Consider the following 13776-nt stretch of genomic DNA (forward strand, 5'->3'; position numbering starts at 1 on the left):
CGGCATGAGTCCGTCAAGACCATTTATTCTCCGGCCTGTGGCGACGTCGCTGCTGATGGCGGCGATTCTGCTGGCGGGCTTTGTCGCTTACAGACAACTCCCTGTCTCGGCCCTGCCTGAAGTCGATTACCCCATCATTCAGGTGGTGACGTTCTATCCAGGCGCGAGTCCGGATGTGATGGCCTCCTCTGTCACTGCGCCGCTTGAGCGTCAGTTTGGACAGATGCCGGGCCTCAACCAGATGACTTCTACCAGCTCTCAGGGCGGATCGGTCATCACGCTGCAATTCAGCTTGGACGAGAACATCGACGTTGCCGAACAGGAAGTGCAGGCCGGCATCAATGCGGCACAGAGCTACCTGCCAACCGGTCTCCCGAACCCGCCCATCTACAGCAAGGTCAATCCCGCTGACCAGCCGATCCTGACACTGGCGCTGTCCTCAAAGACAATGCCATTACAAAAAATCGAAGACCTGGCTGACACGAACCTGGCACAGAAGATTTCGCAGGTCACGGGCGTAGGGTTGGTCTCGATTGCCGGCGGACAGAAGCCTGCGGTGCGCATCCAGGCAAATCCATCGCAGCTTGCCGCTTATGGCCTGAGCCTTGAGGACGTGCGCACGCAGGTTGCCGCCAACAACGTAGACCAGGCGAAGGGCACGCTGAACGGGCCGCGACAGGCTTACACAATCGGCGCCAATGACCAACTGCTGACCAGCGCTGATTATGGCCCAGTGGTGATCGCGTATCGCAATGGCGCGCCGGTACGCGTACAGGATGTAGCCAACGTCGTGGATGGCGCGGAGAACACGCTGCAGGCCGCATGGATGAACGAAGTGCCCGCGGTGATCGTGAACATTCAACGCCAGCCAGGCGCAAACATCATCGGCGTGGTTGACCGCATCGAGAAGCTGCTGCCTCAGTTAAAGGACAGCCTGCCCGCGTCGATTGACGTAGTAACCCTGACCGACCGCACCATCACCATCCGCTCTTCCGTGGAAGACGTGAAGCTGGAATTGATGCTGACCATTGCTCTCGTAGTGATGGTGATCTTCCTCTTCCTGCGCAATCTTGCCGCCACGATCATTCCCAGTGTTGCGGTGCCGCTTTCGCTGGTGGGCACTTTTGGCATCATGTACCTGCTGGGGTACAGCCTGAACAACCTGACATTGATGGCGCTGACGATCTCGACCGGGTTCGTTGTCGACGACGCCATCGTCATGATCGAGAACATCAGCCGATATCTTGAAGAAGGCGATTCGCCGCTTGAAGCCGCGCTCAAAGGCTCTGAGCAGATCGGCTTCACCATTGTTTCGTTGACGGTTTCGCTGATCGCCGTGCTGATTCCGCTGCTGTTTATGGGCGATGTTGTCGGACGGCTCTTCCGCGAATTCGCAATTACGCTGGCGGTCACGATTCTCGTTTCCGCTGTCGTTTCGCTCACGCTGACACCGATGATGTGCGCGAAAATTCTGCGTCACAAGGAAGCCGCGCAACAGGGCTGGTTCTATCGCTGGACTGAAGGCATTTTCGACCGTGTCATTGCTTTCTATGGGCGCACGCTGCAGGTTGTTCTGCGCTTCCGTTTCACCACGTTGATGGTGACCATCGGCACGCTGGTCTTCACCATCCTGCTCTACATCATGGTTCCAAAGGGGTTCTTCCCCATAGAAGACACAGGCGTTCTGCTCGGTATATCTGAAGCGCCGCAGACCGTGTCCTTCAACGAAATGGGACGCCGCCAGCAGGCACTCGCCCATGTGATTCTGCAAGACCCCGATGTCGAAAGCCTGTCGTCATTTATCGGAGTGGATGGCGTAAACACCACGATGAACAGCGGGCGCATCCAGATCAATCTGAAGCCGCTGGCGCAGCGCAAGAGCAGGGCTGAGGACATCATCCAGCGCCTGCAGCCGCAGCTGGCCAAAGTGGAAGGCATCACTCTTTATCTGCAGGCGCTGCAGGATTTGACGGTCGCCGACACCGTGAGCCGGACGCAATATCAGTACACGCTTGAAGACGCAAACGGCAGTGAGTTGAGCGCCTGGGTGCCACGCATCGTGGCCGAGTTGCAGAAACAGCCTGAGCTTCGTGAGGTCGCGAGCGACCTGCAGGACCAGGGCCTGGAGACGGACATCGATATAGACCGCGATACGGCATCGCGTCTCGGCGTTTCCATGTCCTCCATCGACAACACGCTGTATGACGCATTCGGGCAGCGGCAGATATCCACCATGTTCACGCAGCTCAACCAGTATCACGTTGTGCTGGAAGTGCAGCCGGAGTTTCAGCGCACGGCGGACGATCTGAGTAAGATTTATGTTCCATCGTCGACGGGAACGCAGGTCCCGTTGAGCGCATTCGTAAAGGTTACGCAGAGCCATACGCCACTGGCGGTCAACCATCTGGGTCAGTTTCCGGTGGCAACCATATCATTCAATGTTGCTCCCGGCTCGTCACTGGGAGATGCGGTCAAGGTTATCAACCGCGTCGAGCAGCAGATGGGTATGCCCATCAGCATCAACGCCAGCTTCCAGGGGACGGCAGCCGCTTTCCAGGCCTCGTTGAGCAATGAGCCTATTTTGATTCTGGCCGCGCTGATCACGGTTTACATTGTGCTGGGCGTTCTTTACGAGAGCTACATTCACCCCATCACAATTCTTTCAACGCTCCCGTCAGCAGGCGTCGGCGCGATTCTGGCTCTGATCATGTTCAAGCTCGACCTCAACGTGATAGGCATTATCGGCATTATTCTGCTGATTGGCATCGTGAAAAAGAACGCCATCATGATGATCGACTTTGCCATCGAGGCCGAGCGTAAGGAAGGCAAATCGCCGGATGATGCCATCTACCAGGCGTGCCTGCTTCGGTTCCGGCCCATCATGATGACAACAATGGCGGCGCTGCTCGGCGGCCTGCCTCTGGCGTTGGGCACGGGGATGGGCGCGGAGCTTCGCAGGCCGCTGGGCATTACCATCGTGGGCGGATTGATCTTCTCGCAGGTGCTCACGCTTTACACCACACCTGTTGTCTACCTCTATTTTGATCGTCTTGCGCAGCGGCTCTCACGCCGCCGCGAAGGACGCATGATTGAGGAGCGCGCGGTCCACGCGGATTGAGGGCTGACTCATGCATCTTTCCGCGCCATTTATCCGCCGCCCGGTAGCCACTTCGCTGCTGAGTCTCGCCCTGCTGCTTGGCGGAGCGGTGGGCTACACATTGCTGCCGGTAGCGTCTCTGCCGGAAGTTGAGTTCCCAACAATCTCTGTGTATGGCGGTCTGCCCGGCAGTAGTCCGGAGACGGCGGCATCGTCGATTGCAACACCGTTGGAGCGGCAGTTCGGAAGAATCGCGGGCATCACCGAGATGACGTCTTCGAGCTCGCTTGGCGGCAGTTCAGTCACGATGCAGTTTGATCTGTCGCGCGACATCAACGCCGCTGCGCGTGACGTGCAGGCGGCTATCAATGCGGCCCGCAGCCAATTGCCCGCTGATCTTCCATCGAATCCGTCGTACCGGAAAGTGAACCCGGCGGACGCGCCGATCATGATCATCGCGTTGACCTCCGACGTTCTGTCGAAGGGCCAGATGTACGATGCCGCGGATTCGATCCTGGCACAGAAGATTTCGCAAATTTCAGGCGTGGGGCAGGTATTCGTAGGCGGAAGCGCCCAGCCAGCTGTGCGTGCTGAACTGAATCCCATGCAATTGAGTTCCTATGGTATGGGGCTTGAGGCCGTGCGCACCGCGCTCGGGGCGGTCAACTTCAATTCGGCTAAAGGCTATCTCAAGGCCGGCGGCCGGCTTTCGACGATTGCCGACAATGACCAGCTGATGCACGCGAGCGAATACGCGCCGCTCATCGTCGGCTATAACTCCACAACTGGCGCGGCGGTCCGGCTCTCCGATCTTGGAGAAGTGGTTGACTCGGTTTCCGACGTTCACACTGCCGGTCTAGCGAATGGCAAGCCAGCTGTTCTGATCATCGTCTTCAAAGTGCCTGGGGCGAACATTATTGACACCATCGACCGCGTGTATGCGGACATCCCCGCACTTAAGGCGTCGATTTCTCCGCTCATCGATTTTCACGTCGTGCTGGACCGTACCACCACGATTCGCGCCGCCGTGTTTGATGTTGAGATTTCGCTGCTCATCAGCATCATACTGGTTGTGCTGGTGGTGTTTCTCTTCCTGAGAAATATCTGGGCGACGCTCATTCCCAGCGTGGCCGTCCCTCTCTCGTTGGTGGGGACCTTCGGCATCATCTACCTGATGGGCTACTCGCTCGACAACTTGTCACTGATGGCGCTGACCATCTCGACCGGGTTTGTGGTGGACGACGCGATTGTTGTCATCGAGAACATCACGCGTTATCTCGAAGTCGGCATGTCTCCTTATGAGGCGGCCATGAAGGGTTCGCGGGAGATCGGATTTACCGTACTTTCGATGAGCACTTCGCTTATCGCGGTATTTATTCCCATTCTCCTCATGGGCGGCATTGTCGGGCGCCTCTTCCGGGAATTTGCCGTAACACTCAGCGTAGCCATCGCCGTCTCGCTACTGGTTTCACTCACAACGACGCCGATGATGTGCGCGAAATTCCTGAAACCGCACAATCAGGAGAAGCATGGGCGGATCTACAACGCCAGCGAACGCTTCTTTGACGGTATGCTCACCCTCTACGATCATGGCCTGCGCTGGGTGCTTGCGCATAAAGTTCCTGTGCTGCTCATCACAATCGGAACTTTCTTTCTGAATATCTATCTTTTCGTTCTCGTCCCGAAAGGGTTCTTCCCGCAGCAGGACACGGGCCGCCTGTCCGGCTCGGCGCGCGCTTCGCAGGACATTTCCTTTGAGGCGATGCAGATAAAACAGGCCGAACTTGCGCAAATTGTGCAGGAAGACCCTGGTGTGCAATCGGTGATGGCATTTGCCGGCGGCAGCGGCGGCGGCGCCACGACAAATGTTGGCCGTATGTTCATCACGCTCAAACCGCTCAGCGAGCGGCATAACGTCTCCGCCGATGAAATTATTAACCGGCTGCGTCCCAAACTTGCGCACGTACCAGGCATGACTCTCTTTCTTCAGGCCTCACAGGAAATCAGGGTGGGAGGGCGGTCGAGCGACGCGGAATACCAGTACACGCTGGAAGACGAGAACATTGAAGAATTAAACGAGTGGGCGCCGAAGCTTCTCGAAAAAATGCGTACCATGCCCGAATTGCGCGATGCCTCGACCGACCAGCAGGATCAGGGGCTTGCTGCCAATCTGGTCGTGGACAGGGATACGGCCGCACGTCTTGGCATCTCGCCACAGCTGATTGACAACGTGCTGTATGACGCCTTCGGCCAGCGTGAAGTATCGACGATGTACACGTCGCTGAATCAGTACCACGTAGTGATGGAAGTGGCGCCCCAGTATCAGCGCGACCCGGATTCGTTGAAGAGCATCTATGTGAAATCGAGCAACGGTACAAACGTTCCGCTTACGGCAGTCACGAAGTATCAATCTGCACGTACAGCGCTCGCGGTTAATCACCAGGGGCAGTTCCCTGCTGTCACTCTGACTTTCAATCTCGCTCCGGGCATTTCGTTGGGTCAGGCAGTGACAGCGCTGCAGAGCGCCGAGGCCGATATGGGCATGCCCAGCACCGTTCACCCCAGCTTCCAGGGAACGGCGCAGGCCTTTCAATCATCGCTGGCCAGCGAGCCATTTCTTATCCTGACGGCCTTGGCCACGGTGTACATCGTGCTGGGCATGCTTTACGAAAGCTACATCCATCCCATCACGATTCTTTCCACGCTGCCTTCAGCGGGTGTTGGCGCGATCCTCGCCCTCCTGGTCACGCACACGGACCTCAGTGTCATTGCCGTGATTGGGATAATTCTGCTGATCGGCATCGTGAAAAAGAATGCGATCCTGATGATTGATTTCGCGCTTTCGCAAGAGCGCAATGAGGGCAAGAGCAGCGAAGACGCCATTTATGAAGCATGCCTGCTGCGCTTCCGGCCAATTATGATGACCACCATGGCGGCGCTGCTCGGCGGCCTTCCGCTGGCCCTGATGACAGGAACCGGATCGGAACTGCGGCGTCCGCTGGGCATCACCATCGTCGGCGGGTTGATCGTTTCGCAGATGCTGACGCTCTTCACCACGCCGGTGGTTTATCTCTTCTTCGACAAGTTACAACTGCGTGTGCAGCGCTTTGGCAAGCGCTTTGAAAAAGGCGAGACCACACCCTCGCGGCACGCTCCGGCGACCGGCGACTAAGCGGCCTGCGCTTGCTGTCGCGCGGGAACCAAGCAGATACTGAATTTATCGCCAATGACAGATGAACAGTCTCAACAACACACTGGTCTTTCCTGGGGAATGATGCTTGCCATTTTGTTCGGAGCGATTCTGGTTGCGGCCGGCATCGCTTTCTGGGCGGTCTATCCCTTCTTCCATCAGCATCCGCGCTAGGATGCCTGCTGCGCGCGGTCTGCCAGCAAAATGGGAATTCCATCTTCAATCGGATACCGGCGCTGACACTGGAGACAGAGAATCTGAGTGTCTTCTGCCGTCAGCTTGCCGTGACATACAGGACAGGCCAGCATGGCGAGCATGTCTGGAGAAAATCCCTCGACTTTCATGTCAACAGTGTACGCATCCTTTACCATGAGTTTTAACAAACCCTCTAAGATCACTTGCATAGCAACTAGTGAAGCGGAGCCCGTTTCTATAATGAGTAGACGAGGTAAAAGTCGATGCATCTAGCATATTTCGTGAACGTGACCTGTCCAAAATGCGGATTCGCAAATGAAGGGGTCGAAGATCTTCCCGCCCCAACCACGCAAGATGTGTATTTTAGATGGGGGAATTGTAAGGCAGAGATACCAAGGCCCATTGCGACGCCGAAGCCCGAGAACTAAATGATGCCTAGATCGCACGTCGCGTCTGAGTAAATGCTCGTCGAAACTGCGGACTAACAAAGCAGTGGTGAAACGCAATTCCTCCCGCGAACCGCTACGCTTTCGGTACAACCATAGGCATCCTTTACCATGAGCAGAGATGACAACACCACGCATACTCAATGGAAATGCAATTGCCGCGCAGATCAAAGCAGAAGTTGCTGCGGAAGTGGAGCAACTGGCTGCGCAGGGCATTCGCCCCGGACTGGCGGCGGTGCTGGTGGGCAATGTACCTGCTTCTGAAATTTATGTGCGCAGCAAGGTCCGCACTAGCGGACAGCTCGGCATTTATTCCGACTTGATTACGCCTCCGGACACGGTGACGACGGAAGAGATGCTGGAACTGGTTGCACAGTTGAATGCGCGTGAGGACATTGACGGCATCCTCATCCAGCTTCCGCTGCCGAAGCAGGTGAACGCGAAGCTGCTGCTTGAGGCGGTTTCTCCGGCGAAGGATGTTGACGGGTTTCATCCGGTAAATGTGGGACGCCTGCAGGCAGGCCAGCCGGCGCTGGCTCCTTGCACTCCGGCGGGCATGATCCAGATGCTCAAGCGCAGCAATCTGCCGATTGCGGGGAAGAATGCGGTCGTGATTGGACGCAGCGACATCGTCGGCAAGCCGATTTCGATTCTGCTGCTGCATGAGAACGCGACGGTCACCATCTGCCACAGCAAGACGCGCGACCTGGGCAGCTATACGCGCAATGCAGACATTCTGGTGGCGGCCATTGGCAGGCCGGGATACGTGACGCCTGATCTGGTGAAGCCGGGCGCGACGATTCTCGATGTCGGAATCAATCGCATCACATCGCGCGAAGAGTTCGACAAGTATTTCGCCGGCGACAAGAAGCGCGAGGAAACGTTTGTGCTGAAGGGATCGACGATTGTCGGCGATGTGCATCCGGAGGCGTTCAAAATCGCGGGCGCATACACGCCGGTCCCCGGCGGAGTGGGACCTCTGACCATTGCCATGCTGATGGCGAACACGGTGCGCGCGGCCAAGCTGCGGCGCGGGTTGGCAGTCTGAGACGCCGATGTTGCGTGTTGGGCTTACAGGCGGATTAGGCAGCGGCAAGAGCACTGTCGCGCAGATGTTTGCCGCGCGCGGCGTTCATGTCATCTCCGCAGACGAGGTGGGCCGCAGGCTGATGCAACCGGGGGAGGAAGTATTCCGCCAGATTATCGAGCACTTCGGACCAGAAGTGGTTCGCACTGACGGCATGCTGAATCGCGTGCGGCTGGCTGATCTCGCCTTCCGCCAAGGCAGGCTGGATGAGCTGAACAGGATCGTGCATCCCGCTGTGATCACCGCGCAGGAGAAGTGGGCTGATGAGTTGTTTGCCGGCGATCCGGATGCAATTGCGATGATCGAGTCTGCATTGATCTTTGAGGCCGGAGCTTCCGGCAGCGTACCGGGCTGGCGCGACCGCTTTGATCGGGTTGTGCTGGTGACTGCTCCTGACGAGTTGAAGATCGAACGTTTCCTGAAGCGGCTTGATGACGCAGCACAGATGAGCGCAGAGCAACTGACAACTCTGGAACAGGATGCGCGCTCACGTCTTGCCGCACAGATTTCCGACAGAGAAAAAATTCCTCATTCCGACTTTGTCATCGACAACGGCGGAACATTGGAAGCAACGCAGCGACAGGTGGACGAGGTCTTCGCCAGCCTACAGCGAGCAGCGAAATCGCTAAAATAGAAGCAGTGCAACAGCACTAAGTTAAACGGATACCGAATGATTTTTCGCAGGATTGTTTTAGTGCTTGTGCTGGTCGGGGGCTTCTGGCTGGTCATCAACCGGACCCGGTCGGCAAACCAGTTTCAACACGCGATTGCCCCCAGTTCGCTGCATTTGACCGAAGCGCATGCCGCGCCGGAATACGACTCCGAAGAGTTGAACAACATCTCGGTTTATAAACGGGCGCTGCCGTCGGTTGTGAACATTACCTCATCGGCGGTTTCCTACACTTTTTTTTGGGGTGCCGTGCCGCAGCAGGGGCAGGGTTCGGGGTTCATCCTGAATAAAGAAGGCCAGATTCTCACCAACTACCATGTCATCGCGGGCGCCCAGCAGGTGGAGGTGACCACCTATGACAAGCACCGCTACAAGGCGCGCATCATTGGCAAGGACCAGCATCATGACCTGGCGTTGTTGCAGATCAATGCGCCTAACCTTGTCCCGGCTGTGCTTGCCGACTCGCGCAATCTGGTTGTGGGGCAGAAGGTCTATGCCATTGGCAACCCGTTCGGCCTGAGCGGCACTATGACAACCGGCATCATCAGCGCGATGCGTTCGATTCGCGGACCGACAGGCGATCTGATCGACAATGCCATTCAGACGGACGCTGCCATCAATCCCGGTAATTCGGGCGGGCCGCTGCTGAACTCGCGTGGCGAAGTCATTGGTATCACTTCGCTGATTGCCACGAACCCGAACCAGGACGTGGAGCAGAACGCTGGCATCGGGTTCGCCATTCCTATTGATACGGCAAAAGCAGTGTTGGGCGACTTTGCGCGTTATGGCCGTGTGCGGCGACCGTCACTGGGCATTCTTTCTTATCCCATCGGGCCCGATCTCGCGGACCAGATGGGGCTTGCCGCCGATTATGGCGTGCTGATCCAGCGCGTTTTACCCGGCGGACCTGCAGAGCAGGCCGGACTGCGCGGCGGGAACCAGACTGCTTATCTCGGCAATATGCAGATTTACCTCGGCGGCGATCTGATTGTCGGCATTGATGACCAGCAGGTGACCAGCACGCAGGATATCGACAACATCATGGACCATCACCAGGTGGGCGATACCGTGACCATCACGTTCTTCCGCGGACGCCGCAAGATGACAACGCGTCTGACGCTTGGCGAAGCGGGCGAACGCACAGCATAGGCAGTTTATGACGCCGTACGATCAGCTCGATATTACGAAGCTCCGCATTTTGGATGGCGGCATGGCCACCGAACTTGAGCGGCACGGATGCAATATCAGTGGTCCGCTGTGGTCTGCCCATGTATTCGCGGACAGTCCTTGGACCATCGAAGATGTTCATCTCAACTATCTGGAAGCGGGGGCCGATTGCATCCTTACCGCCAGCTATCAGGTGTCGGCAATGGGCTATGCCGAACTTGGACAGCCGCCGGAAGCCGCTGCAGATGCGCTGCGGCAGTCCGTCGATCTGGCGGTCACCGCGCGTGAACGCTATCGCAAAGTGTCCTCGCGTCCAGTCTGGATTGGCGTTTCACTGGGACCTTACGGCGCTGTCTTGCACAACGGATCGGAATACCACGGTAACTATGATGTCAGCTTTGCTGATCTGGTCCGCTTTCACGCGGAAAGGCTGGCAGTCATTGAAACGACAGAAGCTGATTTCGTTGCACTCGAATCTGTGCCCTCGCTCGAAGAAGCGGAAGCCATCGTCGAGGCACTGCATCAACATCCAGACGTTCACGGCTGGGCTTCCTTTACCTGCAAGGATGAAGAACATGTCTCGCACGGAGAGCAATTGGCGCGCTGCGCGGAATTTCTCGACAAGCAAAAACAGATCATCGCCGTGGGCGTCAACTGCACGCAGCCGAGGCTCATTCTGCCGCTCATTGGCGAGTTGAAGCGTGCGACGCGGAAGCCCCTCGTCGTCTACCCCAACTCAGGCGAAGGTTGGGACGCGGAGCATCACTGCTGGACTGGGGCATCCGACGCAGGAGACTTTGGCAGACTTGCACGCGAATGGGCCGAGGCCGGAGCGCAGATTATCGGCGGTTGCTGCCGCACCAGGCCGGGGCACATTCGCGCCATTCGAGAAAGCCTGTCAGAAATCCCCGCAGCGCATTGATGGCTTTTTAAGCCCCGGCGTAAGCATTCTTCAGTGCATTAATATCAATCTTGACCATCCTCAGCATGGCCTTCATGACGCGCTGCGATTTATCCGGGTCAGGATCGCTGAGCATCTCTCCCAAGATCCTGGGAATGATCTGCCACGATAGCCCATACTTGTCAGTAAGCCAGCCACAACGGTCTTCATTCCCGCCTGCAGAAAGCTTTGCCCACAGTTCATCCACTTCCTGCTGCGTTTCGCAATCCACGAAGAGTGATATAGCGGGAGAGAACTTGAAAAGCGGGCCACCATTGAGCGCCATAAATTGCTGCCCTTCCAACTCAAATGTAACGGACATGACGGAGCCCTTTGGTTCGGGTCCGGCATCTCTAGACCTGCTGACCTGTTTGATTCTTGAGTTCTTGAAGATGGAGACATAGAAGTGCATTGCCTCCTCTGCTTTGTCATCGAACCATAAGAATGGCGTGATCTTCTGCATGCGCTTTCCCCTCGGATGATTTGCTTCTCGAAGCTCTGATGCTTTGAGGCGGATTTCGGAATGCCTTCTGGGCCGTTCTAATATCTACTCCACCATGCGACAATAAAGGAGTAGCCGCCATGAAATCTTCGTCTGTCCCTGTAGCTCCACAGGCTGTCTCTGTCACCCCTGAGCTTCTGGCCCAGCACAGTATTACATCAGAGGAATACGAGCGCATCCTGACCGCTTTAGGGCGCACTCCGAGCCTTACGGAGCTGGGCATTTACTCCGTCATGTGGAGCGAGCATTGCTCCTACAAGTCTTCACGGGTGCATCTGCGGCGGCTGCCAACCAGGAGCGACCGCGTGGTGCAGGGACCAGGCGAGAACGCCGGCATTATCGACGTGGGCGATGGCTGGGCCTGCGCCTTCAAAATTGAATCGCACAACCATCCTTCGTATATTGAGCCGTTTCAGGGAGCGGCCACCGGCGTTGGCGGCATTTTGCGCGACATCTTTACTATGGGCGCGCGTCCGCTGGCGGTGATGGATTCGCTTCGCTTCGGTCCGATCACGGAAGACGAAAACACTCCGCGGGAGATCGTGCATAAAAACCACTCCATTGTTGAAGGGGTGGTGCATGGTATTGCCGGATACGGTAATTGCTTCGGCGTGCCGAATCTTGGCGGCGAGACACGCTTCGAAGAGTGCTATTCGGGCAATCCGCTGGTCAATGCCTTTGCGCTTGGCCTTGTCCGGCGGGACGAAATTTTCTACGCGAAGGCCACAGGCGTTGGCAATCCGGTGATTTACGTTGGCGCAAAGACCGGGCGGGACGGCATCCACGGGGCGACCATGGCCAGCGAGGAGTTCAAGGAAGGCTCGGAGCAGAAGCGGCCAAATGTGCAGGTGGGCGATCCGTTCATGGAAAAGCTGCTGCTGGAAGCCTGTCTGGAAGCGATGAAGACCGGAGCCATTGTCGGCATTCAGGACATGGGCGCTGCCGGACTGACCTGCTCTACCTGCGAAATGGGCGCGCGCGGCGGCGTTGGGCTCGAAGTCGAACTGGACAATGTGCCGCAGCGCGAGACCGGCATGAGCGCCTACGAGATCATGTTGAGCGAATCGCAGGAGCGCATGCTGCTTGTCGCCGACAAGGGACGCGAGCAGGAGGTGCTGGACGTTTTCGCGAAGTGGGGACTGGACGCGACCATCGTTGGCACCGTAGTTCCGGAACCGCGATTGCGCATCCTGCACCATGGCGAGCTGGTGGCGGACATTCCGAACCAGTCGCTTACCGATGATGCTCCGGTATATCACCGTCCGGTGGGCGAGTGGAAAGCGCGGGTATCTGCTGAACCGACTCGCAGTGCGCTCGATAAGCTGAATTACGAAGACAGGACCTCGACGCGCGACTATACCGATGATCTGCGCCAGTTGCTGGCCTCCTCAAACATCTGCTCCAAGCGTTGGGTGCATGAGCAGTACGACTCGATGGTGCAGACCAACACGGTGCAAGGGCCGGGAGGCGAGGGCGGCGTAATGCGCATCAAGGGCACCAGGCGCGGCTTGTCTATGGCCCTTGATGGCAATGGCCGCTGGTGTTATCTCGACCCGAAGCTCGGCGCGAAACATGCGGTCGCCGAGACGGCGCGCAAAGTCGCCTGCACGGGAGCTACACCGATTGCAGCGACGAATTGCCTGAACTTCGGCAATCCGGAAAAGCCTGAAATCATGGCGCAGTTGTCAGCTGCTATCGACGGTATTGCGGAAGCCTGTACGGCACTTAGCACTCCCATCACGGGAGGCAATGTGTCTCTCTATAACGAAACGCGCGGCGAAGGCATTTATCCGACGCCAGTGCTCGGAATCGTCGGCCTGCTCGAAGAGGTGACGAAGACTGTTTCAAGCTCTTTCCAGAAAGAGGGCGATATCGTCCTTGCGATCGGCCCGACGAGACTGTCCACGATTGAAGAGCGCCTGCGAGAATTTGGCTCCTCTGAATACGCCAAAACCATTCTTGGTGAGCTATGGGGTACTCCACCTATGCTCGACCTTGATGTGGAAGCATCTTTGCACAAATGTCTGGCAGAACTTGCAGATGCCGGATTGCTCCATTCCGCGCGCGATATCTCAGATGGCGGTATCACAGTAACGCTTGCAGAGAGCGCCTTCGGCAATGGCATTGGCGTAAGCGCGCATCTTGAGGAAGGCTCCGATCTTCCACTCACATGGCAGCTTTTTGGTGAAACGGCGACGCAGGTGGTAGTCAGTTGCGACGCAGGAGCCGCGAAGAAAATAGAGCAGGTTATCGGCAAGTATCCGGAACTGACCGTGAAGTACATCGGCGAAACAGAGAAGAATTTTTTCCGCATCCAGGTAAACGGCAGAACAGTGATTGACGAAAGCGTTCAAGGATTGCAGCATATATGGGCCAATGCTCTTGAAGCGAAGCTCTACGATGAGGTGCTCGCGTGAGCCGTTTGCTGATCGAAGGCGTTCCCGGAGAAGAAACTCGGGTGCCCCATCCTGAGCGAACGCGA

10 protein-coding genes are annotated in these 13776 nt (G+C 57.2%); 8 read left to right on the top strand and 2 right to left on the bottom strand.

The genetic code is table 11. From position 1 onward, the window contains the following. The first annotated feature begins 4 nt into the window (after positions 1–4). From VEV40_RS14490 to VEV40_RS14500, 3 genes are read left to right on the top strand one after another with little or no spacing between them, the layout of a single operon-like run. On the top strand, positions 5–3118 hold the full coding sequence (locus VEV40_RS14490; protein ID WP_324833315.1) for an MdtB/MuxB family multidrug efflux RND transporter permease subunit: 3114 nt from the start codon (positions 5–7) through the stop codon (positions 3116–3118). Positions 3119–3128: 10 nt separating this feature from the next. Beyond that, positions 3129–6269 (top strand): multidrug efflux RND transporter permease subunit, encoded by a 3141-nt coding sequence (locus VEV40_RS14495; protein ID WP_324833316.1) that lies wholly within the window; start codon positions 3129–3131, stop codon positions 6267–6269. 54 nt (positions 6270–6323) lie between these two features. Continuing rightward, the gene (locus VEV40_RS14500; protein ID WP_324833317.1) at positions 6324–6461 is read left to right on the top strand and encodes a hypothetical protein; all 138 of its coding nucleotides are present in this window, start codon (positions 6324–6326) and stop codon (positions 6459–6461) included. Here the strand turns inward: VEV40_RS14500 and VEV40_RS14505 are convergent. Next, positions 6458–6631 carry a Trm112 family protein gene (locus VEV40_RS14505; protein ID WP_324833318.1) on the bottom strand — a complete coding sequence of 58 codons (174 nt, stop codon included), beginning with the start codon at positions 6629–6631 and terminating at the stop codon, positions 6458–6460. The two genes, VEV40_RS14500 and VEV40_RS14505, sit on opposite strands and share 4 nt — an antisense overlap. Before the next feature lie 418 nt (positions 6632–7049). Between VEV40_RS14505 and VEV40_RS14510 the strand changes: the two genes are divergently transcribed. The 4 genes from VEV40_RS14510 to mmuM are packed head-to-tail and all read left to right on the top strand — an operon-like array spanning position 7050 to position 10774. Further along, positions 7050–7976 (top strand): bifunctional 5,10-methylenetetrahydrofolate dehydrogenase/5,10-methenyltetrahydrofolate cyclohydrolase, encoded by a 927-nt coding sequence (locus tag VEV40_RS14510; RefSeq protein ID WP_324833320.1) that lies wholly within the window; start codon positions 7050–7052, stop codon positions 7974–7976. 7 nt (positions 7977–7983) lie between these two features. Beyond that, entirely contained in the window at positions 7984–8649 is a 666-nt protein-coding gene (gene coaE / locus VEV40_RS14515) for a dephospho-CoA kinase (RefSeq protein WP_324833321.1), read from the top strand. A 36-nt stretch (positions 8650–8685) separates the two neighbouring features. Then, positions 8686–9834, top strand: a complete 1149-nt coding sequence (locus tag VEV40_RS14520) for a S1C family serine protease (protein WP_324833322.1) — start codon at positions 8686–8688, stop codon at positions 9832–9834. Between the two features lie 7 nt (positions 9835–9841). Then, entirely contained in the window at positions 9842–10774 is a 933-nt protein-coding gene (mmuM, locus tag VEV40_RS14525; RefSeq protein WP_324833323.1) for a homocysteine S-methyltransferase, read from the top strand. A gap of 7 nt (positions 10775–10781) precedes the next feature. Here the strand turns inward: mmuM and VEV40_RS14530 are convergent, their stop codons facing one another. Continuing rightward, complete coding sequence (locus VEV40_RS14530; RefSeq protein WP_324833325.1) at positions 10782–11255, bottom strand: VOC family protein; 474 nt, start codon at positions 11253–11255, stop codon at positions 10782–10784. 119 nt (positions 11256–11374) lie between these two features. Between VEV40_RS14530 and purL the strand changes: the two genes are divergently transcribed. Continuing rightward, on the top strand, positions 11375–13711 hold the full coding sequence (purL, locus tag VEV40_RS14535; RefSeq protein ID WP_324833326.1) for a phosphoribosylformylglycinamidine synthase subunit PurL: 2337 nt from the start codon (positions 11375–11377) through the stop codon (positions 13709–13711). Positions 13712–13776 lie beyond the last annotated feature (65 nt).

Source organism: Alloacidobacterium sp., assembly GCF_035631355.1.
GTDB lineage: Bacteria > Acidobacteriota > Terriglobia > Terriglobales > Acidobacteriaceae > Alloacidobacterium.